Source organism: Pseudomonas cimarronensis (assembly GCF_049331905.1).
In the GTDB taxonomy this organism is placed as follows: domain Bacteria; phylum Pseudomonadota; class Gammaproteobacteria; order Pseudomonadales; family Pseudomonadaceae; genus Aquipseudomonas.
The window spans coordinates 1,882,495-1,908,001 of sequence record NZ_CP186283.1 but is presented as its reverse complement, the minus strand read 5'-3'; the positions used below and the strand labels follow the sequence as shown (position 1 = coordinate 1,908,001).

Sequence of the window (25,507 nt, the reverse complement as noted above, 5' to 3'; positions counted from 1 at the left end):
TTTCACTCGATCACGCCGCCATGTCCTACTCGGTTTCGCCCATCGGTTTTGTCCGCTCCTGCTTCAAGGAGAAGTTCGCCATTCCCCGTCAGCCGCAACTGGCCCCAGCGGCCCGTGGCGTGCTGGAGCTGATCGCTCCGTTCGATAACGGCGATGCCGTGCAGGGGCTGGAGCAGGTCAGCCATGTCTGGCTGCTGTTCCTGTTTCACCAGGCCCTGGAAGACAAACCACGGCTCAAGGTGCGCCCGCCACGCCTGGGCGGCAATCAATCGGTCGGCGTGTTCAGCACCCGCGCCACGCACCGGCCCAATGGCATCGGCCAGTCGGTGGTCAAGCTGGAGCGGGTCGAAGCCGGCAAACTGTGGCTCTCTGGCATCGACCTGCTCGACGGCACCCCGGTGCTGGATATCAAACCCTACGTGCCCTATGCCGACAGCGTTGCCGATGCTTACAACCGCATTGCCGACAGCGCACCGGCGCGGATCGACGTCAGCTGGCAGGACAGCGCGCTGATCCAGGCAAACGAACACGGGCAACGCCTGGATGAACCGCTGGTCGAATTGATTGAGCAGTGCCTGGCCCAGGACCCGCGCCCGGCCTACCAGCAGCCCAGCCCCGAGCGCCGTTATGGCGTGCGCTTCTGGGATGTCGAGGTGCATTGGCACTACCCACAGCCCGGTAGCATCTGCGTACTGGAGGTCGTAGCGGCCGACTGATCCTGGTTAGCACGCATAGGCTGAGCAGCAATTTTGTCTTATATTTACCAAGTAAATGTATACAAAATAGGATGCTTACCATGCTCGAACGTCCCGGTCGCCTCAATGGCCTGCGCCATATCGCCCTGCTGGTCCCCAACCTGGAAGCCTGTGAACGCTTCTACGTGGACATTCTCGGCATGCAGGTGCTGCACCGCGCCAATGCAGACCTGGTCTACCTAACCTGCGGTAACGACAACCTCTCCCTGGGCCGCGCCTGTGTACCCAGCAGCGGCGAGCAGGCGGTGGATCACTATGGCTTTATCGTCGACAGCATCGACGAGCTGCACGCCTGGTACGCTTACTTCAAGGCACAAGGCGTCACCCTGCTCGACCGCCCGTTTGCACATGGCGACGGCGCGTACAGCTTTCACCTGCTCGACCCCGCCGGCAACAAGGTGCAGCCCATCTACCACCCTGCGGTTTCCGGGCAACGCTTCAGCCAGGCCGGTTAGCACAACCCGCCACTCATCCGGCACAGAACAACCGTTCGGCGGCGGCCCACGGCCGCCAGCAGCCAGACGTACTTTGTTCATCATCATGCAGGTAAGGTGAACGCCTGCAGCTATGCTTGCAGTTAGCCAGCAGCCGCTGCCCCTCATGAATCAACGCCCTGTGACGCCATGCAAACCAGCACCTACGTGCCGACCGAGAACCTTGTCGATCTGCTGCTCGACGCCATCTGCGTGGTCGATCAACAAGGCTATTTCGTTTTTGTCAGCGCAGCCTGTCAGCGCATTTTCGGTTACCGAGCCGATGAGATGATCGGCCGCCGCATGATCGACATGGTCCACCCGGAAGACCGCGCGAAAACCCTGCAGGCAGCCAGGGAGATCATGGCTGGCATCGCTCACCCGCACTTCGAAAACCGTTACCTGCGCAAGGATGGCAGCACCGTGCATATCCTCTGGTCCGCGCGCTGGTCCGAGGATGATCAGGTGCGCATTGCCGTAGCCCATGACATCAGCGAACGCAAACGCAGTGAAGCCTTGCAGGCCGCGTTATACGGTATTTCCGAAGCGGCCCATTCGGCCAAGGACCTGCTCGGGCTGTTTCAGCAGGTGCACCAGATCATTGGCGAACTGTTGCCGACCATCAGTTTCTCGGTAGCGCTGTACGATGAGCAAAACGACGAGCTGAGCTTCCCCTACCCCGCCGAACAGCCGCCAGCAACGACTGTCGATACGCCACTGAATGCCGCCACGCTGAGCGCGCAGGTGATTCGTAGCGGCAACACCTTGCTGCTGCCCAACGCCAGCCAGGCACCAACTGCAATGCCACATAGCTGGCTTGGTGTACCGCTGCGCTCGCACCGTGGAATTATCGGTGCGCTGCTGGTGCAAAGCAGTGCCGCCACGCGCTACAGCGAGCGTGATCAAGAGCTGCTGCAGTTCGTCTCGACCCAGGTGGCCGCCGCCATCGAGCGTCAGCAGATGCTCAGTCACCTGCAATTTATGGCGCAGTATGACCAGCTTACCCAGCTGCCCAACCGCGAACTGCTGCGCGATCGCTTGCACACAGCGCTGGCCCGCGCGCGTCGCGAGCAATCGCAAGTGGCGCTGCTGTTCCTCGATCTGGACAAGTTCAAGCAGGTCAATGACAACCTCGGCCACGCCGCTGGCGATCAGCTGCTGCAAGGCGTCGCCCAGCGTATTCAGCTGTGCCTGCGCGAGGCCGATACCGTAGCGCGCTTTGCTGGTGATGAATTCGTCGTACTGCTGGAAGACTTTCACTCGGCCGACCACGCCAGCGTGGTGGCGGAAAAAATCCGCCAGAGCCTCAATCAGCCCTTCGAGCTGTGCGGGCAGAACCAGACCATCCTGCCGAGCATCGGCATTGCCCTTTACCCGCAACATGGCCAGGACGCGCAGCAGTTGCTGCAACATGCTGACAACGCCATGTACCGGGCCAAACAGAGCGGCGGCAACCGCTTCCACTGCACCCTTGAGCAGAACTAGGCAGGCATGAAAAAGCCCGCCGGGTGGCGGGCTCTGTTATGCAGCCATGCTTACTTCTCGACGAAGGCGCGCTCGATCAGGTAGTCACCCGGCTCACGCATACGCGGGGAAATCTTCAGGCCGAACTCGTTGAGCACCTCGCTGGTTTCATCGAGCATGCTCGGGCTGCCGCAGATCATCGCGCGGTCGTCCTGCGGGTTGATCGGTGGCAGGCCGATGTCCTGGAACAGTTTGCCACTGCGCATCAGGTCGGTCAGACGGCCCTGGTTCTCGAACGGCTCGCGGGTAACGGTCGGGTAGTAGATCAGCTTGTTCTTCAACGCATCGCCGAAGAATTCATTTTTCGGCAGATGCTCGGTGATGAACTCACGGTAAGCCACTTCGTTCACATAACGCACGCCGTGGACCAGGATCACCTTTTCGAAACGCTCATAGGTTTCCGGGTCCTGAATCACGCTCATAAACGGCGCCAGGCCGGTGCCGGTGCTGAGCAGGTACAGATGTTTGCCCGGATTGAGGTCATCAAGCACCAGGGTGCCGGTAGGCTTCTTGCTGATGATGATCTCGTCACCTTCCTTGAGGTGCTGCAGCTGCGAGGTCAGCGGGCCGTCCGGCACCTTGATGCTGAAGAACTCCAGGTGCTCTTCCCAGTTCGGGCTGGCAATCGAATAGGCACGCATCAGCGGACGACCAGTGTCCTGCTGCAGGCCGATCATCACGAACTGACCATTCTCGAAACGCAGGCCCGGATCGCGGGTGCACTTGAAACTGAACAGGGTATCGTTCCAGTGGTGGACGCTGAGAATGCGCTCGGAATTGAGGTTGCTCATGTGCTCGGGGGCTCCGACGAATATAAAGTCCTGTGCGCGGGCGCGCGTGATGGACGGCATTGTAAAGAGCGGCATAATATCTGTTAACTTGATTATCAAGATATAGGTTATCGGTTATATAGATATGCGATTTACCCTCAGACAACTGCAAGTCTTCGTCGCCGTCGCCCAACAGGAAAGCGTCTCCCGTGCCGCCGATTCTCTGGCGCTGTCGCAATCGGCGACCAGCACTTCACTGAGCGAGCTGGAGCGGCAATCCGATTGCCAATTGTTCGATCGTGCCGGCAAGCGCCTGAGCCTCAACGCCCTCGGCCTGCAACTGCTGCCGCAGGCTGTGGCGCTCATCGACCAAGCCAAGGATATTGAACGTCTGCTCGGCGGCAAAAGTGGCTACGGCTCGCTGAATGTCGGCGCCACGCTGACGGTGGGCAACTACCTGGCGACCCTGCTGATCGGCAGTTTTATGCAGCGCCACCCGGAGTGTCGGGTAAAACTGCAGGTGCACAACACCGCCCATGTGGTGCAACAAATCGCTCATTACGAGCTGGATATGGGCATGATCGAAGGCGACTGCCAGCACCCGGATATCGAAGTGCAGCCGTGGGTTGAGGATGAGCTGGTGGTGTTCTGCGCGCCGCAGCATGTACTGGCCCAACGCGGCGAGGCGAGCCTGGAGGAGTTGACCCGCGAAGCCTGGATTCTGCGTGAGCAGGGCTCTGGTACGCGACTGACCTTCGATCAGGCCATGCGCCACCATCCCGGCAGTCTCAATGTGCGCCTGGAGCTGGAGCACACCGAGGCCATCAAACGCGCGGTGGAATCAGGCCTGGGCATTGGCTGCATTTCCCGCCTGGCGCTGCGCGATGCATTTCGCCGGGGGAGCCTGGTGGCGGTGGAAACACCGCAACTGGATCTGCGTCGGCAGTTCTACTTCATCTGGCACAAACAGAAATACCAGACCGCCGCCATGCGTGAGTTCATCGAGCTGTGTCGCGCCCTGACGGCCGGGGTAACACGCAGCGATCAGATCGTTCTGCCGACCATTGCCTGATTCGCGACCTCAGCCCAACAGAATGATCGCCCACACCAGGGCTATCAGCGTCAGGGCCGTGAATTGCGCGGCGCTGCCCATATCCTTGGCGTTCTTCGACAGCGGATGCAGCTCCAGGGAGATGCGATCAATCGCCGCTTCCACCGCCGAGTTGAGCAGCTCGACGATCAATGCCAGCAGACAGACTGCCACCATCAATGCTCGCTCGCCGCGGCTGACATCCAGGAAGAATGCCAATGGAATCAGCACGACGTTGATCAACAGCAGCTGGCGGAATGCAGCTTCACCAGTGAAGGCCGCGCGCAGCCCGGCCAGCGAATAACCCGTGGCATTGAGAACACGTTTCAGGCCGGTCTGGCCCTTGAATGGAGACATTGAAAATCATCACAACGAATGGAGGAACACAGCGCAGCGAGTTTGCCGGGCAAAGATTAACAGCGGCTTAACCGTCCGCCGGCGCAGGAATCGATTCCAGCTGCTGCAGCAACAAGGCTGCCTGCGTGCGGGTGCGCACGCCAAGTTTACGGAAGATTGCCGTCACATGGGCTTTTACCGTGGCTTCGGACACACTTAGCTCATAAGCAATCTGCTTGTTCAGCAGGCCATCGCAGACCATGGTCAACACCCGGAACTGCTGTGGCGTCAGGCTGGCCAGGCCGGCGCTGGCAGCCTTGGCCTCGGCCGACAGAGCAATCGCTTCCTGACTCTGCTGCGGCCACCAGACCTCACCATCGAGCACCTGACGCACCGCCTGCTGGATGGTTTCCAGTGCGCTGGACTTAGGGATAAAGCCACTGGCACCAAACTCGCGCGAACGGGCAACGATGGCCGCCTCTTCCTGCGCCGAGATCATCACCACCGGCACGTGCGGGTATTGCCCACGCAGCAGCACCAGCCCGGAGAAGCCGTAGGCGCCTGGCATGTTGAGATCGAGCAGGACCAGATCCCAGTCGGTTTTCTCGGCCAGACGGGCTTCCAGCTCGGCGATGCTGGCCGCTTCAACCAGCCGTACATCCGGCCCCAGACCAAGCGTCAACGCCTGTTGCAAGGCACTGCGAAATAGCGGGTGATCATCAGCAATAAGGATTTCAAAAGCGGCCATGGTGAATCCTGTTTTTGTTATGTGGATGCCTGCGATAGGCAGTGTCCAGGGCACGGTAACGCAGCGCGCGCAGTGAGCCGGACGAAAACCCCAACGACTCCGACCACGCCGAAAAGCGGCCCAGCATGCCGAGCGCTGACGGGGTGGTCAAGCACGATGCTTTGCGGCACAGTTCGCACCTTTGCCGACGAGAGCTAGAAATGCGAAGCCACGCCCTGCGCGCCGATTTGTTGATGCTATTGACCGCCATGATCTGGGGGTCGGCATTTGTCGCACAGCGCCTGGGCATGGATGCCATCGGCCCCTTTCTTTATAGCGGATTACGCTTCGCCCTGGCGGCGCTGATTCTGCTTCCAGTGCTGCATCTGCTGGAAGGCCGCAGCAGCGCGCCGGTGGCACCGCTGAATCGCCAGTTGCTACGCGGTGGCGTGCTAATGGGCCTGGCCCTGGCACTGGGGATCAACCTGCAACAGGTGGGCCTGCTGTTTACCAGCGTGACCAACTCCGGCTTTATCACCGGCCTGTACGTGATCATCGTGCCACTGCTGGGCCTGTTTATCGGCCACAAGACCGGCCTGGGCATCTGGTTCGGCGCCTGCCTGGCGGTGGTGGGGATGTTCCTGCTGAGTGTCGGTGAAGGCTTTACCGTGGCCTCCGGTGACTGGCTGCAACTGGCCGGGGCCTTTGTCTGGGGCGTGCATGTGCTGCTGGTGGGACTCTTCGCCGGCCGCCATGATCCGCTACGCCTGGCCCTGGTGCAGTTCATCACCTGCGCGGTGATCAGCCTGGTACTGGCGGTGATCTTCGAGGAAATTCAGTTGCAGTCGATCATCGCTGCGGGCCCGGCGATTCTCTACGGCGGGATCTTTGGCGTGGCTGTCGGTTTTACCCTGCAGGTGGTGGCGCAGAAGGATGCCATCGCCTCCCACGCCGCCATCATTCTGTCCCTCGAGGCGGTGTTCGCCGCCATCGCCGGAGCCTGGCTGCTCGGCGAATCGCTGGAGCTGCGCGGCTACTTCGGTTGCGCGCTGATGTTCACCGGCATGCTGCTCGCGCAGCTGTGGCCGAAGAAGATCGCCTAGTGCTTACAGAAACTCGCGCAGCCGCTGGTGCAATGGGTCATCCAGGGCCACGGCGCGCGGGGCCTTGGCCGCCAGGTAGTGCTGACTGAAGACATCCAGGTAGGCATTCAGCCCATCAGCGGCCCGTTGATCACCGGCCAGTTCCAGGCACAGCGCGGCGACTTCTGCGGTGCAGAAATGATCATCGCGCTTGGAACGGCGCAGCTTATAGCGCGACAGCTGTTCGGCCTGCAGGCTGAGCACCGGCAGGCTGTCGAGGTAGGGGCTTTTGCGAAACATCTTGCGCGCTTCGCTCCAGGTCGCGTCCAGCAACACGAACAACGGCCGCTTGCCAGCAGCCGGCATCACCTCACTGACCACTCGCTCAGCCGCCACATACTCACCGGGGAAGACCAGATACGGCTGCCACTGCGGATCCTGAAGCAAGGCCGGCAAGCCTGGATCAACCGCGACCCGCGACCAACCAAACGCCGAAGTGTCAGCCACCACATCGGCAATCAACCAACCAGTGTTGCTCGGTTTGAGCGCTTCAACATCGTGCATCAGCAGGCACATGGCCGACCGCGCTTCAATCCGTGGGCGCCAGGCGCACAGGCAATGGCTCAGGGCCAGGCGACAGTCGTTGCAGCGGATGGCTCGGCTGCCACGGGCAAGAAAGGGTTTGGCACTGCGGGCAATCCGCTCGGCGCGCAACCGTGCTACAGCATGGCTCATCAGGCATGCACCTGAGGGTAACGAACGTACGACATGGCTTATCCAGGGGGCGGCAGGCGCGGCAGTCTAACAAAGCCTGCGGCGGGTTATTCAACCGTGCGTCCCCAGGGCAGCTGCCGCAAGCACCGGCAGGCGAGTAAGATAACGCCACTGAACCTCTGCCAGGGCTTGCCGGTCAGAGGAGCGAATCGACTTTGGAGAACCCCATGCTGCGTTTTATCAGCCTGACTCTGGCGCTGAGCCTGCCCCTGTTGGCCCATGCCGCCACGCTGAAAGACTTCGAACTGAACAAGATGCTGGAAAAGGTTGCCCGCGAAAGCAGCGTCGGCACGCCACGGGCGATCAATGAAGACATTCTTGATCAGGGTTATACCGTGGACGGCAGCGAGTTGGTCAACCACCTCAGCGTGCGCAGCGAGCATGCCGCCCAGATGCGCGGCAACCCGGACGCGGTAAGGGTGCAACTGGCCAATAGCGTTTGCCGCAACCCTGGCTACCGTCAGTTGCTCGCCCGTGGCGCAGCACTGCGCTACGAGTTCAGCGAGTACAAGAGCAATCGCCCGGTCACCACCGAGCGCTTCAGCAAGGCTGATTGCGGCCTGTAAACCGCCCCTCAGCCCTCCTGATCGGCACGGCGTTGTGCATCATCGGCGCGTAGATCAGCCAACAAGGCGTGCATGTACTGTGAACGCCTTGTCGCCCCTTCCAACCGGCGCAAGCACTCCTCTTCCAGACTCAGCTGGTTGCTGTGAGCCGCCTGCTGCAGCAGACGGTACAGTTCCACATCAAGTTCCAGACTCAACCTAGGCATACCTGCCCCTCCCATCCAGCGTGCATAACCAGCAGCTAACGCAGACAGCGCGGATCGCCCCGCCCCTGCACAGCCGCCAGTTCCTCAGTGCTGAGCAGTGCCGCAATGGGCTTGTCCAACAACCCGGAGGCAGCCTGCAGTACATGCGCCCAACTCGCCTGATTGGCGAACAGCATGCCAGCCTCATCCAGCGTGCCACCCCGATTACGGTAGCCGAGCACGCGGCTATTGCGCGCATCACCAAGGATTGGCCAAAGGTGCCCACGCGCCACTTCCGGGCGCATGTGGGTCAGCAACACACGCCGCGTGCAGGTGCTGGGGAATAGCTGTTCCACCTGCGTGGCAGTAGCAACCGAGGCCTCTTCCCAGGCATCGCGCGGGGCGCGAAAACGGCCGGGCTCCTGCAAGTAAATCAGACGCCAGGCACATCCGGCCGCGCTCAGACGAACGGCCGCCCGCTGCATGGCCACCAGCTGATAACTGCCACTGGCTATCAGCAGCAAAGGCTGTTCGCCCGCGTGCTCGGCCAGTACCAGAGCGCCGTCACGGGCCAGCTGTTCGGCTTGTGCAGGGCTGAATACGCAAGGCTGCTCACGCTTGGCAATTACCATGCAGGTCAGTTGGCCGCGTGCCTGGTAGATACCCGGTAGCAGTGCCAGTACCGAGTTGTGATCAGCCGGCAACACTACCCGCAGCATGTCCCCCATCTCGCCCAGCAGCGCCTCGCAGAACGTGGTGTCCTGATGCGACTGCTGATTCTTGCCGTTCTCCCAGGTGTGCGACGTAGCCACCAGCGGCCAACCGAGCCAGCCGGCTGGCCGTCCTACTTCCTTCTGCTGGCGGGCGAAGATGATGCGTTGGCGCACGGCACCGAGCATTTTCACGCAGAAGGCTTCGTAACTGGCCACCAGGTTCAGGCCGCCTTGATTGGCCAGACAGGCGGACACTACAGCCTCCTCGTTGAGCGCCGTGATAACCGCCCCATGCACCGCCTCCAGGGTGCTTTCCGGCGCGGTGACGCGATGCTTGAGCGCATTGAGCACGCCGTCCAGACGGTTGCTGGCCAACTCATCAGGGTTACCAACCCGGGGACGCAAGTGCGGGTTGGCCTGTACCAGGTCGACAAAAAAACGATCCAGCGCGCGCATCGGCGAGCAGGCATGCTCCTGATAGTGCAAGGGCGGCAGGTGTGGCAATGGCGGGTGACGCTGCGCCAAGGGGTTATCCCGTTCCAGTGCACGCGTGCCGCGAGCGGCAAACAGCGCGCAAGCCGCACGCAGTTCATCCGGGGCAACCCACAGCTGCGCCGCATGCTGATTGAACAGGGCGCGGGCCGCCGCATCGCAGTGAGGACTGGCCGGCAATGGCAGGTTATGCGCCGCATTGCTTCCGGCCCCGTAGAAGCCGAAGCCCTTGACGGTCTCGGCAATACCGTAAGGCATCGGCAGTGGATAGCTGAGCACGCCATCGCGCAACTCCTGCACCCGTCGGCCCAGGCGCTGCTCCATCTCCCACAGGGCACAGACAAACGCAGCCGGGTCGCGGCCATCGAAACTCACGGGGTCAAACCCGCACTGGCGCAGATGCTCGCGAAAGTTGTCCAGCCCTGCCGGCGTCGCCAGCTCTGTGCGCTGCTCGATGCGCCGACCGTTGGCAATCATCACCGGCAAGGCCACGCCACAGTCCTCGGCCCGCCACCAGCGCGGCATCCAGTCGCTGCCGCGCTGCTCTTCGGCAGCGCCATCGGAGAGAAACGCCACCAGCGTCTCGCCCGGCAGTGGCAGGTGGGCGTATTGCAACTCGGCAAAGCCCAGGTAACCCCCTTCGGCAATCCCCCCCGCCGTGTGCGGGTTGACGTGGCTGCCCAGCGGCGCACTGACCTGCCCTGCGGCGTTCTGCGCATAGCTATAGAAGTCCGCGACCAACCGGCTCATCCCGGCCTCGTCGCAGGCATAACGAGCGGCCTGTTCCGGCAGCTGATTGGCGGTCAGCAGGTTGAGTGCCTCGATGGCCGCCACGCAGTGACCCTGGCCCATCAACCAGCCGCGGGTTTCACCGCTCAGGTTATTCAACGCCAGATAACCGGCATAAGCCGGCACCATGTTCAGTGCACCACCGGTATGCCCTTCGGGTGTGGCTTTGAAATCCTCGGCAGCCAGCGCCACACCGTCGAGGCGCACGCGCTTGGCATAGGTCATGTGCACCACCAACCAAAGGCCAGCAGCAGTCAGCCGGTCAAGTGCCTGAAAGTGGCGATAGACGGCCGCCAGATCGGCCTGCTGACCTGTCTGCACCAATTGATGGGCCAGACGGTACACCGCCGCACACGTCTGCTGGCTATGCTGTAACGGACCATAGCCGCGCTGCCAGGCGGCAAAGTCTGGCTGTATCCGGGCGTGTTCAGCCAACTCACTGGCACTGGGAAATAGCTGAGTCATGGGTTTGCTCCCTAAAGATGGGAAAAGTCTAGAAGCCGAGACACAAGTGGATGCTGACCTGCATCAAGACACTCGCCCCCGCCATAGACCAGCCTTAGAAGTGCCCCTTTACTCGACCAAGGACTCACCATGGCCCTGCTCAACTTCCTCGGCGCGATTCAACAAGTCACCGGTTCCTGTTACCTGATCGAAAGCCGAGACGGCGCTCGGGTGCTGCTCGATTGCGGCATGCGCCAAGGTCGCCGCGAGGAGGAAGACGGCAACCATGCGCCGTTCGCCTTTGATCCGCAGAGCCTGGATGCCGTGGTGATCTCCCATGCGCACATCGACCACACCGGCCTGCTGCCCAAACTCACCGCAGCCGGCTACCGTGGGCCGATCTTTGCCACTGACGCCAGTTGTGAACTGATGGAGCTGATGCTGCTCGATTCGGCTTTCCTGCAGGAAAAAGACGCCGAGTGGGAAAACAAATGGCGCGCGCGGATGGGCAAGCCCCCAATCAGCCCGCTGTACACCACCCGCGATGCCGAGCAGGCGCTGAGCCAACGCCGACCGATGATCTATGGCGAAAGCCGCGAAGTGGCCAAAGGCGTCCACGCTACCTTTCACGATGCCGGGCATATTCTCGGCTCGGCGATTGTCGAACTCGAAGTGCAGGACCATCACCTGACCCGCCGCCTGGTGTTTTCCGGCGACCTGGGCAACACCTGCTCACCCCTGATGCGTGATCCCAGCACACTGAGCCAGGCCGATGTGGTGCTGCTCGAGTCCACCTACGGCGACCGTGACCACCGCTGCAGCGAAGACACCCTGGACGAGCTGGCGGACATCCTGCAACAGGCCCATCGCGACGGCGGCAACGTGCTGATTCCCTCCTTCGCCATCGGTCGCACCCAGGACCTGATCTACTACCTCGGACGCTTCTACCACGAAGGCCGTCTGCCGCAGCAGGCCGTGTTTCTCGACAGCCCCATGGCCATCCGTGCCAACGCCATCTACTCGCGCTATCAGGATCAGTTTGCCGCCGAAGACCGCGCCGCCTTGCAAGCCCGCGGCAGCAAACGCATCGAAGACTGGCTGCCGATCCTGCGCTGCACCGCGACAGCCGAGGAGTCGATGGCGATCAACCGCATAAAAAGTGGCGCAATCATCATCGCCGGCAGTGGCATGTGCACCGGCGGACGCATCGTCCATCACTTCAAGCACAACCTCTGGCGTGACGATTGCCACCTGATCTTCCCCGGCTTCCAGGCCAAAGGCACCCTCGGCCGAGCCCTGGTGGACGGTGCCGAGCACGTGAAACTCCTCCATCAGCGCATTGCCGTGAAAGCCAAGATCCACACCCTGGGCGGCTTTTCCGCACACGCGGGACAATCCCAGCTGCTCGACTGGGTCAGCAACTTCGAGCATCACCCCGAGCTGTACCTGGTGCATGGCGAACTGGAGAAGATGCAGGCCCTGCAACTGGCCTTGCGCGAACGTCTGGACTGGATCGCCAATATTCCTGAACCTGGCGAACAAATTGCCCTCTGATGCAGGCCTGAGCCCGGCGGCGGGTTAGGCTCCAGCAGCCCGCACAGCACAAACCTGGCGCCGCCGGCCATACTCAGGACACGGCCGCCGCAGCCACAAGCTGCCCGGCCCGCACCTAGAAGGAGAAGTTGTATGCCCTACGAAACGGACGATTACCTGTCCCGGCACTTTCAGATCAGTGGCGTCGACCTGAACAGCAAAGTGGAAGAGCTGAGCAAGCTGGCCACCCCGCCAGACAGCCCCAACCTCAAGCTCTACCAGGAAATGCTCAGCACCGTGATCCGCATGGCGCAAGCGGATCGCAACCGCTGGGACGCCAAGATCATGCTGCAGACCCTGCGTGAAATGGAGCATGCCTTCAGCATGCTGGAACAGTTCAAGCGGCGGCGCAAAGTCACCGTCTTCGGCTCGGCCCGCACCCCGGCCGAGCATCCGGTCTACCAACTGGCCCATGAGCTCGGCGCAACCCTGGCCCGGCACAACCTGATGGTCATCACCGGTGCCGGCGGCGGCATTATGGCCGCTGCGCATGCAGGTGCCGGCCTGGAAAACAGCCTGGGCTTCAACATCACCCTGCCGTTCGAGCAGAACGCCAATGCCACCATGCAAGGCAGCAACAACCTGCTGTCATTCCACTTCTTCTTTCTGCGCAAGCTGTTCTTCGTCAAAGAAGCCGACGGGCTGGTGCTCTGCCCGGGTGGTTTCGGCACGCTGGATGAAGCGTTGGAAGTGCTGACCCTGATTCAGACCGGCAAAAGCCCGATGGTGCCCGTGGTACTGCTTGATCAACCGGGCGGCAGCTTCTGGACCAGCGCCCTGACCTTTCTTCAGGAGCAACTGCAAGACAACGGCTATATCCTGCCCAGTGACATGCGCCTGATGCGCCTAGTGCACAGCGCAGAAGAAGCCGCCGAGGAAATTGCCCAGTTCTACCGCAACTACCACTCCAGCCGCTGGCTTAACGAGCGTTACGTGATCCGCCTCAACCATGCGCTAAGTGAACAGGCCATGCAGCAGCTCAACCTTGAGTTCCGTGACCTGTGTATCCATGGCGACTACCAGCAGCAAGGGCATTGCGACTCCGAACGGGATGAGCCCGAGCTATGCCACATGACGCGCCTGGCCTTTGCCTTCAACGGCCGTAGCCATGGCCGCTTACGCGAACTGCTGGACTTCACCAATCAGCCGCACAACTGGGCGGAAAACGCCTGAGCGCCGCCACCGATAGCCGCCTTCGGGCTATCGGTAATCGCGGGCCAGTAGGCTAACAAGACAAAAACGAACACACGCATTTCAGTACAGAACGCACGTGCTTCCTGTACTGCTGCATCATCGGCGTGTGGAACAGTGAATGGGGAAAAGAGAAAATCGCGCAGAGCCAAGCAACAATCCGCTGCGACCTAATCGTCCAACGCGCCGCGTAGCAAACGCCCAATCAGCTCTGGCGGATACCCCCGATAACTGAGAAAACGTGCTTGCTGAGCCCGCTCGCGAGCATCACAAGGCAGCGCCCCAGCAAACTTGCGCTGCCAGGTTTCCTGCAGCTGCTCACGCCAGTCGATAGCACTGTCGCGAAGGGCCTGCTCAACATCACTACGGGCCAGACCGCGCTGGGTCAGCTCTTCACGAATGCGTAACGGCCCATAGCCGGCACGCGCGCGATAACTGACAAAGGCCTCGAGATAACGCGCCTCAGACAGCAAGCCTTCTTCAGCCAGTCGATCGAGAGCGGCTTCGATCAACTCATCTGTCGCCCCGCGACTGCGCAATTTGCGGGTCAACTCGACCCGGCCATGTTCACGCCGGGCCAGCAGATCCATGGCCGCCCGCCGCACCGCGACGGGGTTATCCAGAGCTATGGACATGGGCGCGTGGATCAGGCGTCGAGTTCGGCGTCAGCCAGCTCGTCAACAGCCGCGTTGGCTTTGCCCGGCACATTGCTGACCAGCAGCTTCTCGCGGATCAAACCTTCGATGGTACGTGCCACTTCCGGGTTGTCTTCCAGGTACTTGGCCGAGTTGGCCTTGCCCTGACCGATCTTGTTGCCCTGGTAGCTGTACCAGGCGCCGGATTTTTCCAGCAAGCCAAGCTGCACACCCAGGTCGATGATCTCGCCGTTGCGGTAGATGCCCTTGCCGTAAAGGATCTGGAACTCGGCCTGACGGAACGGCGGCGCAACCTTGTTTTTCACGACCTTGACGCGGGTTTCACTGCCAACCACTTCGTCGCCTTCCTTCACCGCACCGGTACGACGAATATCCAGACGAACCGAAGCGTAGAATTTCAGGGCGTTACCACCGGTGGTGGTTTCCGGGCTGCCGAACATCACGCCGATCTTCATGCGAATCTGGTTGATAAAGATCACCAGACAGTTGGCGTTCTTGATGTTACCGGTGATTTTGCGCAGCGCCTGGCTCATCAGGCGGGCCTGCAGGCCGACGTGCATATCGCCCATCTCGCCTTCAATTTCTGCTTTCGGCACCAGGGCCGCCACGGAGTCGACAATGATCACGTCGATGGCGTTGGAGCGCACCAGCATGTCGGTGATTTCCAGGGCCTGCTCGCCGGTGTCCGGCTGCGATACCAGCAGGTCGTCGACGTTGACGCCGAGCTTGCCAGCGTAATCCGGGTCAAGCGCATGTTCGGCATCGACGAAGGCACAGGTAGCACCGAGCTTCTGTGCTTCGGCAATCACCGACAGGGTCAGGGTGGTTTTACCGGAGGACTCAGGGCCGTAGATTTCGACGATGCGGCCTTTCGGCAGGCCGCCAATGCCCAGCGCGATGTCCAGACCCAGGGAACCGGTAGAGATGGCCGGGATCGCCTGACGATCATGATCGCCCATGCGCATCACCGCGCCCTTGCCGAATTGCTTTTCAATCTGGCCCAGGGCTGCCGCCAAGGCGCGCTTCTTATTCTCGTCCATTTGAGTCCTCACGTAATCAAGAAGGGCCAGCTAGCGGCCACCAACAACTGTATAAGTAGACAGTATTATTCCACAGGGCAAGTCGTCCGCCTACCCCGCGTTTGGATTTTCTTGCGCAAGCAGGTGCAACAGCCCCGCCAGTGCGGCCTCAACCGTTTGTCGGCGAACTTCACTACGGTCCCCGGCAAACTGCCGACGCACGCTAAATAGCTGCTCACCATCGCCCCAGGCCAACCAGACTGTACCCACCGGTTTCTCCGCCGAGCCGCCATCCGGCCCCGCCACCCCGCTGACGGCCACGGCATAACGCGCACCGCTATGGGCCTGCGCGCCCCGCACCATGGCCTCGACCACCTCCTGACTCACCGCGCCAACCGTGGCAAACAGCGCCTCGGGAACATTCAACTGTTTAGTCTTTTGCGCGTTGGAGTAGGTGACGTAACCAGCCTCAAACCAGGCCGAGCTGCCGGGAATGCGGGTAATCGCCTCGGCAATACCGCCACCGGTGCAAGATTCAGCAGTGGTCACCAGGGCCTTTGCGGCAAGCAGTTGTGTGCCTAGCTCAGCAGCCAGGTGGGTCAAGGCATATTCATTAGCAGTCATCTGCACTCCGGGGTTAAAGCCAGCCAGGCCGATACCGTACACTAGGCGCTTTTGCGATTCAGCCGGACAGTTAAAACGATGAACCAAAGCGACCTCAGTTCTCACACGCCGATGATGCAGCAGTACTGGAAACTGAAAAATCAGCACCCGGAACAGCTGATGTTTTACCGCATGGGCGACTTCTACGAGATCTTCTACGAGGACGCGAAAAAGGCCGCCAAACTGCTGGATATCACCCTGACCGCCCGTGGCCAGTCTGCCGGCCAGGCGATCCCTATGTGTGGGATCCCATTCCATTCTCTGGAAGGCTACCTGGCCAAGCTGGTCAAGCTGGGCGAGTCGGTGGTGATCTGCGAGCAGGTCGGCGACCCGGCCACCAGCAAAGGCCCGGTGGAACGCCAGGTGGTGCGCATCATCACCCCCGGCACCATCAGCGACGAAGCCCTGCTCGATGAGCGCCGCGACAACCTGCTAGCCGCGGTACTGGGCGATGAGCGCCTGTTTGGCCTGGCCGTGCTGGATATCACCAGCGGCCGCTTCAGCGTGTTGGAGATCAAGGGCTGGGAGAATCTGCTGGCCGAACTTGAGCGCCTCAATCCGGTTGAGCTGCTGATCCCCGATGACTGGCCACAAGACCTGCCCGCCGAGAAACGTCGCGGTTCACGTCGCCGCGCGCCCTGGGACTTCGAACGCGACACCGCGCACAAAAGCCTGTGCCAACAGTTCGGCACCCAGGACCTCAAAGGCTTCGGCTGTGAAAACCTGACCCTGGCCATCGGCGCTGCCGGCTGCCTGCTGGCCTACGCCAAGGAAACCCAGCGCACCGCCCTGCCGCACCTGCGCAGCCTGCGCCATGAGCGCTTGGACGACACGGTGATTCTCGACGGCGCCAGCCGCCGTAACCTGGAGCTGGATATCAACCTGGCAGGTGGGCGCGACAACACCCTGCAATCGGTGGTCGACCGTTGCCAGACCGCCATGGGCAGTCGGCTGCTCAGCCGCTGGCTAAACCGCCCACTGCGTGACCGCAGCATTCTCGAAGCGCGCCAGGAATCGATTGCCTGCCTGTTGGAGCGCTACCGCTTCGAAACCCTGCAGCCGCAGCTGAAGGAAATCGGCGATCTGGAGCGCATCCTTGCGCGGATCGGCCTGCGTAATGCGCGCCCGCGCGACCTGGCGCGCCTACGCGACGCCCTCGCCGCCTTGCCCACGCTGCAGATGGCCATGACCAATCTGGAAGCGCCGCACCTGAGCGAGCTGGCAAGCGTGGTCAGTACCTACCCGGAGCTGGCCGAGCTGCTGGCACGGGCGATTATCGACAATCCGCCGGCGGTAATCCGCGACGGCGGCGTACTGAAAACCGGCTATGACGCTGAGCTGGACGAGCTGCAATCGCTCAGCGAAAACGCCGGCCAGTATCTGATGGATCTAGAAGTACGGGAAAAAGCCCGTACCGGCCTGGCCAACCTCAAGGTCGGCTACAACCGCGTGCACGGCTACTTTATCGAGCTGCCGAGCAAGCAAGCCGAATCGGCCCCGGCCGACTATATCCGCCGGCAGACCCTGAAAGGCGCAGAGCGCTTTATCACCCCCGAGCTGAAAGAGTTCGAAGACAAGGCGCTGTCGGCCAAGAGCCGCGCCCTGGCCCGCGAGAAGATGTTGTATGACGAACTGCTCGAACGCCTGATCGGCCACCTCGGCCCGCTGCAGGACAGCGCCGCCGCACTGGCCGAACTGGACGTGCTGAGCAACCTGAGCGAGCGCGCACTGAACCTGGATCTCAATCGCCCGCGCTTTGTCGATGAGCCGTGCATGCGTATCGACCAGGGCCGTCACCCTGTGGTCGAACAGGTACTGACTACACCCTTTGTGGCCAACGACCTGAGCCTGGACGATGACACGCGCATGCTGATCATCACCGGGCCGAACATGGGTGGTAAATCCACCTATATGCGGCAGACCGCGTTGATCGTGCTGCTGGCCCATATCGGCAGCTTTGTGCCGGCGAAAAGCTGTGAACTGTCGCTGGTTGACCGCATCTTTACCCGCATCGGCTCCAGCGATGACCTGGCCGGTGGCCGCTCGACCTTTATGGTGGAGATGAGCGAAACCGCCAACATCCTGCACAACGCCACCGAGCGCAGCCTGGTGCTGATGGATGAGGTAGGCCGCGGCACCAGCACCTTCGACGGATTGTCGCTGGCCTGGGCCGCTGCCGAACAGCTGGCCAAGCTGCGCGCCTACACGCTATTCGCCACCCATTACTTCGAGCTGACCGTGCTGCCGGAAAGCCAGCCCATCGTGGCCAACGTGCACCTGAATGCCACCGAGCATAATGAGCGCATCGTCTTCCTCCATCACGTGCTGCCTGGCCCGGCCAGTCAGAGCTATGGCCTGGCGGTAGCGCAACTGGCGGGTGTACCGAATGAGGTGATCCTGCGCGCCCGCGAACACCTGGCGCGCCTGGAGACCACCAGCCTGCCCCATGAACTGCCGCCGACGCAGCCCGGTCAGACGGCGGCTCCGATGCAGAGCGATATGTTCGCCAGCCTGCCGCACCCGCTGCAGGAGGAATTACGCAAGATCAACCCGGATGATCTGACTCCGCGTAAAGCGCTGGAACTGTTATATACATGGAAGACACGCTTCTAACGCTATTGCGCGCGAACTGTTAGAATCGCGCGCATTTTTATGACTGCCCGACTTAAAGCCTGAGCCGTGGCCATTACCCCTAGCCTGCTGAAACCCGCATAGAACGGGGCAGGCTGGCGCCCGAGGAGAGAATCAGAAATGACCTTCGTCGTTACCGACAACTGCGTCAAATGCAAATACACCGACTGCGTGGAAGTCTGCCCGGTGGACTGCTTCTACGAAGGCCCGAACTTCCTGGTGATCCACCCGGACGAGTGCATCGATTGCGCACTCTGCGAGCCTGAGTGCCCTGCACAAGCCATCTTCTCCGAAGATGAGGTGCCGGAAGATCAGCAGGAATACATCGAACTGAACGCCGACCTGGCCGAAGTCTGGCCGAACATCACCGAGAAGAAAGAGTCCCTGCCAGACGCTGAAGAGTGGGATGGCGTGAAGGACAAGCTGCAGTATCTGGAGCGCTAGTACGTTGCTGCGCTAGCTGCACAAAAAACCCGCCTTGCGCGGGTTTTTCCTTTTTTGCAGACCCGAAATTGCCTGAAACAAGGCCGCAGAGTGATCTGCAAACGATAGATACAGAAAACGCAGGCAAAAAAAGGGGCGACTCGCGTCGCCCACTCTTTTGTCCCTAGTCCCTGTATTTCCCAGCTCATCGTCCTGATGAATCGCGTCCTACGATGTCCTGATTGTCATCCTGACAACCTGTGCTTGTCCTTGAGCACAGGTGTAATACTAGCGATTTCCGCCTTCCTAACAAGCGCTGAAAACGCCATACGGATGGCATTCAGCCCTCCCCTAAAAAATAAATATTATTTAAAAAACAGTAACTTATAACCGAGAAGAGCACTTCACCGGCCGCCTTGCGCACCAATAGCTTACGCACCCTGTAAGCAATGGCTTACATAAGCACGTACAAAACTCGCCCGCAATAACTTCTGCCGTCATGCATTACGCTCACGAGAAAGCGGGGAGCATAAAACACGGGCACAAAAAACCCGGCCAAGGCCGGGTTAAGTGTTAACTCATCAAGCTCACTGGAACAGCGAGTCGCTCGACAGACCGTTCTTTTCCAGAATTTCCCGCAAACGCTTGAGGGCTTCGACCTGAATCTGCCGAACGCGCTCACGGGTCAGACCGATTTCCTGGCCAACTTCTTCCAGGGTGCAGCTTTCATGGCCACGCAGACCGAAGCGGCGAATCACTACCTCACGCTGCTTGTCGGTCAGTTCAGACAGCCACTGGTCGATGCTCTGCGACAGGTCATCGTCCTGCAGCAACTCGCAAGGGTCAGTCGGGCGGTCATCGGTCAGGGTATCGAGTAGGGTTTTATCCGAGTCCTGACCCAGTGAAACGTCCACCGAGGAAACACGCTCATTCAGGCCGAGCATGCGTTTAACTTCACCTACCGGTTTTTCCAGCAGGTTGGCAATTTCTTCTGCCGAAGGCTCATGGTCGAGCTTCTGGGTCAATTCGCGAGCTGCACGCAGGTAGACGTTGAGCTCTTTTACCACATGAATCGGTAAGCGAATGGTACGGGTCTGATTCATGATCGCCCGTTCGATGGTCTGGCGGATCCACCAGGTGGCATAGGTCGAAAAACGGAAACCGCGCTCAGGATCGAATTTCTCCACCGCGCGAATCAGACCGAGGTTGCCCTCTTCAATCAGATCCAGCAGGGACAAGCCGCGATTGACGTAACGACGAGCGATCTTCACCACCAGGCGCAGGTTGCTTTCGATCATGCGCTTGCGGCCGGCCGGGTCGCCCTTCTGCGCCAGGCGCGCGAAGAACACTTCTTCTTCAGGAGTCAGGAGAGGGGAAAAGCCGATTTCGTTGAGGTACAGCTGAGTGGCGTCGAGTGCACGGGTGTAATCGATGTATTTGTGTTGCTTGCTGCTGGTTGCGGATGCTTTTGCTTTGCTGCGGGAAAGTGGCGGTTGCGCTTCTTCGTCTGAATCATCGTCAAGGACAATAGCGGGCTCCATCAGGAGCACTTCATCATCGACGTCAAACTCCGGCGCTTCTTTTTTATTGAGAGCCATTTTTGTTATTCCTTGCTGAGTTCGACAGCAAGCCCTAGCGCGACCAAGTCCCTGGTTACACCAAAGCCTGTCCCTCCCACGTGGTGGAGACAGGCTAGCGCTAGATCAACGTCGCGGCAGGTATTGCAGCGGGTCTACAGGTTTACCTTGGCGGCGCACTTCAAAATGCAACTTCACCCGGTCGGTTCCTGTGGAACCCATCTCGGCAATTTTCTGCCCGGCTTTGACCTGTTGCCCCTCCTGCACCAACAGCCTGCGGTTGTGACCGTAGGCGCTTACGTAGGTATCGCTATGTTTGATGATCACTAATTCGCCGTAGCCCCGTAAACCACTCCCGGCGTAGACCACTGAACCATCAGACGCAGCTAAAACAGGCTGGCCCAATTCTCCGCCGATATCAATGCCTTTATTCAAACTGCCGTTTGAGGAAAAACGCCCAATAACCGGCCCATTGGAAGGCCACAACCAACCCGATGCAGAGCGCTGCGTCGGCGGTAACGCGGTGACGCTCGGAGTAGTTTTAACCGGCACCGGCGGTTGGGTCTGCACGGGTTTGGTTTGAATGGGTGTACTCGGGCGACCGGGCGGCGGCGTGCTAACCACAGGAGCCGTCGCAACTACAGGCGGGCGACTGGCGGGCTGCCCATCAAAGCGGATGATTTGGCCAACCCGGATCAGGTAAGGCGGTGCAATGCCATTGCGTGCCGCCAGCGCTTTCCAATCCCAACCATAACGGAATGCAATCGAGTACAGCGTATCGCCACGCTGCACCTGATACTGGCCACTGCTGACCGGCTGGCGCTGCGGTGTCTGAGTAGCGCCATTCTGAGTACGGTCAACCACCTTGACGCCACCTGGCGGCGGGCTTGCACAGGCACTGAGCAACGCACCGAGAACAAGGCCACTCAACAGGGTACGAGCACTGCTGGCGCGAATCGGCAATTGAATGGCTGTGGAACTCACCTGCATCCCCCTCGGGCAAAACTGCTTACATCTAACTGGCGTGCATTGTGCCGCAATTATCGGTTATCACCAGCGCTTTGCGGATTACGCCCGGCCAGCCACTCCAGACCTAGCACCAGCAGAATGCCTGCAATCGCCAGGGCAACGGCCAGCAGCAACTGCGGGTCATGACCGCTGATTTCAGCGAATTGTTGAGGCCAGAGATTGGCTTGCAACAGCGGCACCTGTTCACCATGACGATCAGTGCGCCAGGTCAGGGTTTCCTTCCAGGGCCAGATCTTGTTCAGCGAGCCGACCATCAGCCCAGTGAGAAACGCCAGGGTCAGGTCACGCCAGCGCGCCAGCAGCCAGCGCAAAATTCCGGCGAAACTGACAATGCCCACCAGGCAACCGCTGGCAAAAATCAGCAGCACAGTAATATCCAAGCCCTTCACTGCGGTCAGCACAAAGCTATAAAGCCCCAGCAGCACCAGGATAAAGCTGCCGGAAATGCCCGGAAGAATCATCGCGCAAATGGCAATGGCACCGACAAAGAACAGACTCAGCGGGTCATGCCCCAGCTGCAAAGGTGACGCCACGGTAATCCAGTAGGCGAACGCAGCCCCTAGAATCAGGCTGACAACTCGCGTCCAGTTCCAGCGCTGAATTTCGCGAACCACCAAATGTGTGGAAACCAGAATCAGACCGAAGAAGAACGACCACACCGGAATCGGCTGCTCGACCAGCAGGTAGGTGATCAGCCGCGCCAGGCTGAGCACGCTGGTCATGACACCCAGCAGCAGCACCAGCAAAAAGGTTGCATTGGCGGCTTTCCAGGCTTCGACAACACGCCCGCGCAGCAGCATGCCCAAGGCCACCGGCACGCTGGCAATTGAGCGCAGCAGCTCGTCATAAATTCCGCTAATAAATGCCACAGTGCCGCCGGATACGCCGGGCACTACGTCAGCAGCGCCCATAGCAATGCCTTTGGCGTAAAGCAGGAAATACTTCTTCATCGGTTCATCCGTAAACAATCGAATCAGGCCAAAGGCCCATTGAGCAGGGGCACGAAGCGCACGGCATCCAGCACATGCCGGGAGAAGCCGTCTTCTTCACGGACGATAAGCAGCAGTTCCTGCACATCGCCTGCACCAACCGGAATCACCAGGCGCCCGCCCGGAGCCAGCTGATCGAGCAGGGCCTGCGGCACATTGGCCGCCGCAGCAGTGACGATGATGCCGTTGTATGGGCCCAGGGCATTCCAGCCTTCCCAGCCATCGCCCCAGCGGAATACCACATTGCGCAAATTGAGCTGAGTCAGGCGCTCCTTGGCCTTGTCTTGCAGGCTCTGGATGCGCTCGACGCTGAATACCCGTTCAACCAGCTGCGCCAGAATCGCGGTCTGATAGCCCGAGCCGGTGCCGATCTCCAGCACCTTGTCCAAGGGACCTGCCGCCAGCAGTAGCTCGCTCATGCGCGCGACCATATAGGGCTGCGAGATGGTCTGGTTGTTGCCGATAGGCAGGGCGGTGTCTTCGTAGGCGCGATGGGCCAGGGCCTCATCAACAAACAGATGACGCGGCGTGCGGCGAATGGTTTCCAGCACATGGGCGTTGGACAGCCCTTCCTCGTACAGCCGCTGAATCAGCCGCTCGCGGGTACGCTGCGAGGTCATGCCGATGCCGCGATGGTGCAGCTCGTCCTGTTCCCGGCGGATCACAGCAGCCCCTCCAACCAGGGCTGCAGGCTGTTGAAGCCATCAGCAAAGGTTCGGTCCAACTGCAGCGGCGTGACCGAGACATAACCCTGCATCACTGCATGAAAATCCGTACCAGGGCCACCATCTTCGGCATCACCGGCTACCGAGATCCAATAGCCTTCCTTGCCGCGCGGATTGACCACTTTGACCGGCGCCGCAGCACGGGCGCGGTGGCCCAGGCGGGTCAGCTGGATGCCACGGATATGCTCCAGCGGCAGATTGGGGATATTCACATTGAGTACGGTGCGCGGCGGCAGATCGAGCTGCTCATGCGCCTCGACCAACTTGCGGGCGAAATAGGCCGCGGTTGGCAGATTGTCCGGCAGGCGCGAAAGCAAGGAGAAGGCAAACGCCGGACGCGCCAGAAAGCGCCCTTCCAAAGCCGCCGCCACGGTGCCGGAATACAGCACGTCGTCGCCCAGGTTGGCGCCCAGGTTGATGCCGGACACCACCAGATCCGCGACCTGCGGCAGCAGGCCGTTGAGGCCCAGGTGCACGCAATCGGTCGGCGTACCGTTAAGGCTAATATAGCCATTGGGCAGCGTGGTCGGGTGCAGCGGGCGATCGAGGGTCAGCGAGCTGCTCGCGCCGCTCTTGTCCTGATCGGGGGCAATCACCGTGCACTCGGCATAGTCGGCCAGCGCCGCATGCAGCGCCGCCAGGCCTGGCGCAGCAACGCCGTCATCATTGGAAATCAGAATACGCATGGGTTGTCCGTCTGCCCTGCAGGCAACAGATCGACGAGCTCACGCACCAAGACGGTGGCGAAGCATCCAGCCGGCAGGACGAATTCCAGTTGCAGAATGTCAGGCTCGGGATAATGCCACGACAGGCCGCCAATGGGGAGGCGCAGGATACGCCGTTCGTGCGTCATGTCTGCTTCTGCCAACCAGTCGACCAAGACGCTTTCGCGTGCGGCCAGATCCTGCTCCAGCGCTTGCGCGATACCCGCAGCGCCAGAGACGCCTGCGCCCCACAACGGGCCTGTTGGATGCAGATCGAGAATCGCCAGGCGTGGATCGCTGCACTCCGCCTCGCCGGCCGCAAAAAAGCTGCGGCTGTCGGTAAAAGCCAGCAGATCCCCCTGCAGCGCCTGATTCCAGGTACCGGCGGCGACCCGCTCGGCCAGCACCTGATTGAACAGATAACTGCGTGCTGCCGAGAGCACCCGCGAACGCACATTGCGCTTCTCCGGCAGGCTCTTGTTCGCCGCAAAGTGCCGGGCATGAGCGACATTGCCGCCTTCATGGCCGAAACGCTGCAAGCCGTAATAGTTGGGAATGCCCTGGGCAACGATTTGCGTCAGGCGCTGATCCAGCACCTCACGATCCGCAGCCAGTTGGGTCAGGCGCAGAGTAAAACCATTAGCCGCGTGAGCGCCGCGCTGCAGTTTGCGGGTATGCCGCACCTGCTTGAGGATGCTCAGACTGGCATCTTCGGCGGCACTCAGGTTGGGATCGAGTTTGCCCGGCAGATGCAGGCTGAACCACTGACGGGTCAGCGCCTGACGATCCTTGAGCCCGGCGTAGCTGATCAACTTCAACGGCACGCCAGCCGCGCGGGCAATACGCTTGGCCGCTTCCTCGGTGTTCAGCTCGCGCTTTTCCACCCACAGCCAAAGGTGCTCACCCTCGCCGGCCAGGGGAATATCCAGCACTTCATCGACCTGAAAATCCTCCGCCACGGCCTTGAGTACCGCCGTACCGCAAGGTTCGCCATAGGCGCGCGGGCCCAGCAACTCGAGCTCGTTCATCGAGCGACCAACAGCGCGACAGCATGCACGGCAATGCCTTCTTCACGCCCGGTAAAGCCGAGTTTCTCGGTGGTGGTGGCCTTGACGTTGACCTGATCCAGGCTCACCTGCAAATCCTCGGCAATTCGCGCACGCATGGTCTCGATATGCGGGGCCATCTTTGGCGCCTGGGCGACGATGGTGGCGTCGACATTACCGACTTGCCAGCCCTTGGCATGCACCAGACCGAGCACATGGCGCAGCAGCACACGGCTGTCGGCGCCCTTGAAGGTCGGATCGGTGTCAGGGAAGTGTTTGCCGATATCGCCCAGCGCCGCCGCGCCGAGCAGGGCATCACTCAGGGCATGCAGCAACACGTCACCATCGGAGTGAGCCAGCAGGCCGAATTTATGGGGAATCAGCACGCCGCCCAGGGTGATGAAGTCGCCCTCACCGAAGCGGTGCACATCGTAGCCGTGGCCAATACGCATAAGAAACAACGCCCTGAAAAAGTCAGGGCGTGATTCTAACTGAAAGCTACAGGATCAACCCGGCTAGCTGGCCGTCGGTCAGTAGCGGT

At 60.8% G+C, this 25,507-nt stretch carries 26 protein-coding genes; 10 read left to right on the top strand and 16 right to left on the bottom strand.

The window, feature by feature from the left end:
* Window positions 1-20: 20 nt before the first annotated feature.
* The 3 genes from tsaA (at window position 21) to ACOCLD_RS08845 (ending at window position 2,713) form a co-directional block, all read left to right on the top strand.
* A complete protein-coding gene (tsaA, locus tag ACOCLD_RS08855) occupies window positions 21-716 on the top strand; it encodes a tRNA (N6-threonylcarbamoyladenosine(37)-N6)-methyltransferase TrmO (RefSeq protein ID WP_422911621.1) in 696 nt (231 codons plus the stop codon).
* 80 nt (window positions 717-796) lie between these two features.
* Window positions 797-1,210 carry a VOC family protein gene (locus ACOCLD_RS08850; protein ID WP_422911620.1) on the top strand — a complete coding sequence of 138 codons (414 nt, stop codon included), beginning with the start codon at window positions 797-799 and terminating at the stop codon, window positions 1,208-1,210.
* Window positions 1,211-1,378: 168 nt separating this feature from the next.
* Window positions 1,379-2,713, top strand: coding sequence for a diguanylate cyclase domain-containing protein (locus ACOCLD_RS08845; RefSeq protein WP_422911619.1), 1,335 nt, complete (start codon window positions 1,379-1,381; stop codon window positions 2,711-2,713).
* A gap of 50 nt (window positions 2,714-2,763) precedes the next feature.
* Here ACOCLD_RS08845 and fpr read toward each other — a convergent pair whose 3' ends face one another.
* The gene (gene fpr / locus ACOCLD_RS08840) at window positions 2,764-3,543 is read right to left on the bottom strand and encodes a ferredoxin-NADP reductase (protein ID WP_233684132.1); all 780 of its coding nucleotides are present in this window, start codon (window positions 3,541-3,543) and stop codon (window positions 2,764-2,766) included.
* Window positions 3,544-3,667: 124 nt separating this feature from the next.
* Between fpr and ACOCLD_RS08835 the strand changes: the two genes are divergently transcribed.
* Window positions 3,668-4,594, top strand: coding sequence for a LysR family transcriptional regulator (locus tag ACOCLD_RS08835; RefSeq protein WP_422911618.1), 927 nt, complete (start codon window positions 3,668-3,670; stop codon window positions 4,592-4,594).
* A gap of 9 nt (window positions 4,595-4,603) precedes the next feature.
* Here ACOCLD_RS08835 and ACOCLD_RS08830 read toward each other — a convergent pair whose 3' ends face one another.
* Together ACOCLD_RS08830 and erdR are read right to left on the bottom strand one after the other, a co-directional pair.
* Window positions 4,604-4,969, bottom strand: coding sequence for a diacylglycerol kinase (locus tag ACOCLD_RS08830; RefSeq protein ID WP_257777988.1), 366 nt, complete (start codon window positions 4,967-4,969; stop codon window positions 4,604-4,606).
* Window positions 4,970-5,036: 67 nt separating this feature from the next.
* Window positions 5,037-5,696, bottom strand: a complete 660-nt coding sequence (gene erdR, locus ACOCLD_RS08825) for a response regulator transcription factor ErdR (RefSeq protein WP_257777987.1) — start codon at window positions 5,694-5,696, stop codon at window positions 5,037-5,039.
* Between the two features lie 200 nt (window positions 5,697-5,896).
* Between erdR and ACOCLD_RS08820 the strand changes: the two genes are divergently transcribed.
* On the top strand, window positions 5,897-6,778 hold the full coding sequence (locus ACOCLD_RS08820; protein ID WP_422911617.1) for a DMT family transporter: 882 nt from the start codon (window positions 5,897-5,899) through the stop codon (window positions 6,776-6,778).
* A gap of 3 nt (window positions 6,779-6,781) precedes the next feature.
* Here ACOCLD_RS08820 and ACOCLD_RS08815 read toward each other — a convergent pair whose 3' ends face one another.
* Complete coding sequence (locus ACOCLD_RS08815; RefSeq protein WP_422911616.1) at window positions 6,782-7,492, bottom strand: tRNA-uridine aminocarboxypropyltransferase; 711 nt, start codon at window positions 7,490-7,492, stop codon at window positions 6,782-6,784.
* 206 nt (window positions 7,493-7,698) lie between these two features.
* On the opposite strand from ACOCLD_RS08815, the gene ACOCLD_RS08810 reads away from it, so the two are divergent.
* The gene (locus ACOCLD_RS08810) at window positions 7,699-8,097 is read left to right on the top strand and encodes a quorum-sensing-regulated virulence factor family protein (protein WP_392539312.1); all 399 of its coding nucleotides are present in this window, start codon (window positions 7,699-7,701) and stop codon (window positions 8,095-8,097) included.
* 8 nt (window positions 8,098-8,105) lie between these two features.
* Here ACOCLD_RS08810 and ACOCLD_RS08805 read toward each other — a convergent pair whose 3' ends face one another.
* Together ACOCLD_RS08805 and ACOCLD_RS08800 are read right to left on the bottom strand one after the other, a co-directional pair.
* On the bottom strand, window positions 8,106-8,303 hold the full coding sequence (locus tag ACOCLD_RS08805) for a hypothetical protein (protein ID WP_422911615.1): 198 nt from the start codon (window positions 8,301-8,303) through the stop codon (window positions 8,106-8,108).
* 35 nt (window positions 8,304-8,338) lie between these two features.
* Window positions 8,339-10,741, bottom strand: a complete 2,403-nt coding sequence (locus ACOCLD_RS08800; RefSeq protein WP_422911614.1) for a xylulose 5-phosphate 3-epimerase — start codon at window positions 10,739-10,741, stop codon at window positions 8,339-8,341.
* A gap of 129 nt (window positions 10,742-10,870) precedes the next feature.
* Here ACOCLD_RS08800 and ACOCLD_RS08795 point away from each other — a divergent pair, with 129 nt between their 5' ends.
* Together ACOCLD_RS08795 and ACOCLD_RS08790 are read left to right on the top strand one after the other, a co-directional pair.
* Entirely contained in the window at window positions 10,871-12,274 is a 1,404-nt protein-coding gene (locus ACOCLD_RS08795; RefSeq protein ID WP_422911613.1) for an MBL fold metallo-hydrolase RNA specificity domain-containing protein, read from the top strand.
* Window positions 12,275-12,406: 132 nt separating this feature from the next.
* Window positions 12,407-13,486 (top strand): LOG family protein, encoded by a 1,080-nt coding sequence (locus tag ACOCLD_RS08790; RefSeq protein WP_422911612.1) that lies wholly within the window; start codon window positions 12,407-12,409, stop codon window positions 13,484-13,486.
* Window positions 13,487-13,674: 188 nt separating this feature from the next.
* Here ACOCLD_RS08790 and recX read toward each other — a convergent pair whose 3' ends face one another.
* The 3 genes from recX to ACOCLD_RS08775 form a co-directional block, all read right to left on the bottom strand.
* Window positions 13,675-14,139 carry a recombination regulator RecX gene (gene recX / locus ACOCLD_RS08785; RefSeq protein ID WP_422911611.1) on the bottom strand — a complete coding sequence of 155 codons (465 nt, stop codon included), beginning with the start codon at window positions 14,137-14,139 and terminating at the stop codon, window positions 13,675-13,677.
* 11 nt (window positions 14,140-14,150) lie between these two features.
* Window positions 14,151-15,200 (bottom strand): recombinase RecA, encoded by a 1,050-nt coding sequence (gene recA, locus ACOCLD_RS08780; RefSeq protein WP_422911610.1) that lies wholly within the window; start codon window positions 15,198-15,200, stop codon window positions 14,151-14,153.
* A 90-nt stretch (window positions 15,201-15,290) separates the two neighbouring features.
* Entirely contained in the window at window positions 15,291-15,803 is a 513-nt protein-coding gene (locus ACOCLD_RS08775; protein ID WP_422911609.1) for a CinA family protein, read from the bottom strand.
* A gap of 78 nt (window positions 15,804-15,881) precedes the next feature.
* Between ACOCLD_RS08775 and mutS the strand changes: the two genes are divergently transcribed.
* Window positions 15,882-18,455, top strand: coding sequence for a DNA mismatch repair protein MutS (mutS, locus tag ACOCLD_RS08770; RefSeq protein WP_422911608.1), 2,574 nt, complete (start codon window positions 15,882-15,884; stop codon window positions 18,453-18,455).
* 138 nt (window positions 18,456-18,593) lie between these two features.
* Window positions 18,594-18,917 carry a ferredoxin FdxA gene (gene fdxA / locus ACOCLD_RS08765; RefSeq protein WP_090248347.1) on the top strand — a complete coding sequence of 108 codons (324 nt, stop codon included), beginning with the start codon at window positions 18,594-18,596 and terminating at the stop codon, window positions 18,915-18,917.
* Between the two features lie 566 nt (window positions 18,918-19,483).
* Here the strand turns inward: fdxA and rpoS are convergent.
* The 7 genes from rpoS to ispF form a co-directional block, all read right to left on the bottom strand.
* Window positions 19,484-20,494: an RNA polymerase sigma factor RpoS gene (rpoS, locus tag ACOCLD_RS08760; RefSeq protein ID WP_311088807.1), complete on the bottom strand. Its 1,011-nt coding sequence runs from the start codon at window positions 20,492-20,494 to the stop codon at window positions 19,484-19,486.
* Between the two features lie 105 nt (window positions 20,495-20,599).
* The gene (locus ACOCLD_RS08755; RefSeq protein WP_422911607.1) at window positions 20,600-21,457 is read right to left on the bottom strand and encodes a peptidoglycan DD-metalloendopeptidase family protein; all 858 of its coding nucleotides are present in this window, start codon (window positions 21,455-21,457) and stop codon (window positions 20,600-20,602) included.
* A gap of 56 nt (window positions 21,458-21,513) precedes the next feature.
* Window positions 21,514-22,452 (bottom strand): DUF368 domain-containing protein, encoded by a 939-nt coding sequence (locus ACOCLD_RS08750; RefSeq protein ID WP_422911606.1) that lies wholly within the window; start codon window positions 22,450-22,452, stop codon window positions 21,514-21,516.
* 23 nt (window positions 22,453-22,475) lie between these two features.
* On the bottom strand, window positions 22,476-23,111 hold the full coding sequence (locus ACOCLD_RS08745) for a protein-L-isoaspartate(D-aspartate) O-methyltransferase (protein WP_257778258.1): 636 nt from the start codon (window positions 23,109-23,111) through the stop codon (window positions 22,476-22,478).
* Between the two features lie 41 nt (window positions 23,112-23,152).
* A complete protein-coding gene (gene surE, locus ACOCLD_RS08740; RefSeq protein ID WP_090383334.1) occupies window positions 23,153-23,902 on the bottom strand; it encodes a 5'/3'-nucleotidase SurE in 750 nt (249 codons plus the stop codon).
* Entirely contained in the window at window positions 23,890-24,948 is a 1,059-nt protein-coding gene (gene truD / locus ACOCLD_RS08735) for a tRNA pseudouridine(13) synthase TruD (protein ID WP_422911605.1), read from the bottom strand. Before truD ends, surE begins: the two co-directional genes overlap by 13 nt.
* Entirely contained in the window at window positions 24,945-25,418 is a 474-nt protein-coding gene (gene ispF, locus ACOCLD_RS08730; RefSeq protein WP_422911604.1) for a 2-C-methyl-D-erythritol 2,4-cyclodiphosphate synthase, read from the bottom strand. The genes truD and ispF overlap by 4 nt, the downstream gene beginning before the upstream one ends.
* Window positions 25,419-25,507: the final 89 nt, after the last annotated feature.